Raw genomic sequence first — 1983 nt, 5'->3', positions numbered from 1 at the left:
AATTCTTGAAGACTACCCAGCACTAGAGCCAGAAGACATCCAGGCAGCGCTGTTTTATGCCTTCCGCTTAGTTGCTAAAGAAGAGGTTTTCGATAGAGTTGCTTAAATAAATTGTGAAATTCTTAATGGATGTCAATGCTAGTGGTAGTTTGAGGACTCGGCTAGAGGATCTGGTCACGATAGTTTCGGATTCGCGAGGACTTTTCAATGTAATTATCTGTCACTTGCTACTCTAATCAAGCAAATGCGATCGCCCGTGAAAAGCAAATTAAGGGCTGGAGGCGGGCCAAGAAGATTGGCCTAATTAAGTCAATGAATCCGTCATGGCAGGACTTAAGCGATCGCTTAGAGGACCAGAACTATGAGAACTCTAGAAGACATTAAGCAAGTGCTAAAACAGAACCAATCTGTTCTGCAAAAGAATTATCGGATCACAGAATTGGGGATTTTCGGTTCTTATGTGCGGGGAGAGCAGACCGAAACGAGCGATATTGATGTCTTGATTGATTATGAGCAAGCCCCAACGCTGTTTAAGCTAGTGGAACTTCGCAGCTACTTGAGCGAACTGATGGAGACAAAGGTGGATGTAGTGACCAAAAAGGGGCTGAAACCAAAAATTCGAGAACGCATTTTGTCTGAAGTCGTCTATTTATGACGGCACGACAGCTCTCGGAAACCTTGCAGGATATTTTAGATGCGATCACGGATATTGAATTTTTTACCAGGAATGTAGAATTTGAAGTGTTTCAAGCGAATCGGGAAAAAGTCTTGGCGGTTGTGAAGTCAATTGAAATCCTAGGTGAAGCGATCAAGAAGGTTCCAGATGAGGTTCGCGGTCAACATCCTGATGTTCCTTGGAAATCCATTGCCGGAATGCGGGATGTTTTGGTGCATGAATATTGGGGAATTGACATCAACGTGGTTTGGGCGACGGTACAAGAAGGATTGCCACCTTTGAAGATAAGAATCTCTGAGATTGCCACAGATATTCAAGATACGGATTAGAGTAATTGACAATGCGAAACCACCAAAAGCTAAGTTTGTAGTATTATTCCGTAGCTTGCTTCCCGTAGGGTATGGAGCAGAGCGCAGCGAATAATCTCCAGCCCTAACTGTCATCCTGACCGCAGCGCAGCGAAGGGAAGAATCTCAATCTATGCTGCTAAACTGAGATTCCACCCTGCGGGAAGCCTCAAAGCGTCTACGCTTCTCTCGGAATGATAGTGGATGGTAAAAATTTGGGTGCAATGTAATGTCGAGCGGAACGAAGTGGAGTCGAGACATCTCGTCGGTTGTTACTGCAACACTGAGATTCCTCTTTCCGCGTTGCTACACTCGGAACGACAGAAAGGTGGTTAGGATGCCTGAATGAATGGATTTGCTGGAAGTGAGTGAGGAGAAAGCAGTTTGATTGAAATAGATGGTGTGCTGCTTCCTGCACACTGGGTCAAGTCTAAAGTCTCAGAACTTTACGAAATTGTTGGTGGAGGTACACCTTCAACAAAAGAAGAAAGGTATTGGGACGGCGAGATTTCATGGATATCGAGTGCAGACATTTATGGCATAAGAGAGATCAAACCAAGACGCACGATTACAGAAGAGGGTATAGCCAATTCAACTACAAACTTAGTTCCTGCAGAAAGCCTGGTTGTGGTGACCCGAGTTGGCTTAGGCAAAATTGCTATCACTGAAAAACCTATTTGTTTTAGTCAAGATTCTCATGCTTTAGTTGATAAAGCTCGCTTGCTATTCCCTGACTTCTTTTTATACTATCTTTCTCAAGCAGTACAAAAGTTCAAATATCAACATAGGGGCACAACAATTGCCGGGGTAACTCGAAAGCAGCTATCTGACCTACCTATTCCCCTCCCTCCTCTCAACGAGCAGCGCCGCATCGTTAGCAAAATTGAGGAATTAACCGCCCACTCCAAGCGCGCCCGCGAAGCATTGGAAGAAGTACCAAAGCTGATCGACCAGTTCCGT

Annotated in this window: 4 protein-coding genes; all 4 read left to right on the top strand. The window is 44.7% G+C overall.

Going from position 1 to position 1983, the window contains the following annotated elements:
- Window position 1: 1 nt before the first annotated feature.
- A complete protein-coding gene (locus AC2VE5_RS26235; protein WP_486890492.1) occupies window positions 2-106 on the top strand; it encodes a DUF433 domain-containing protein in 105 nt (34 codons plus the stop codon).
- 255 nt (window positions 107-361) lie between these two features.
- The gene (locus AC2VE5_RS26230; RefSeq protein ID WP_486890491.1) at window positions 362-655 is read left to right on the top strand and encodes a nucleotidyltransferase family protein; all 294 of its coding nucleotides are present in this window, start codon (window positions 362-364) and stop codon (window positions 653-655) included.
- Window positions 652-1005, top strand: a complete 354-nt coding sequence (locus tag AC2VE5_RS26225) for a HepT-like ribonuclease domain-containing protein (protein ID WP_486890490.1) — start codon at window positions 652-654, stop codon at window positions 1003-1005. Before AC2VE5_RS26230 ends, AC2VE5_RS26225 begins: the two co-directional genes overlap by 4 nt.
- Window positions 1006-1407: 402 nt before the next feature.
- The coding region (locus tag AC2VE5_RS26220) for a restriction endonuclease subunit S (RefSeq protein ID WP_486890489.1) at window positions 1408-1983 on the top strand (576 nt) is incomplete at its 3' end.

This window comes from Aliterella sp. E5.1 (genome assembly GCF_057473825.1).
Note: the sequence above shows the minus strand (reverse complement) of the source record. Positions and strands in the feature narration are given on the sequence as shown.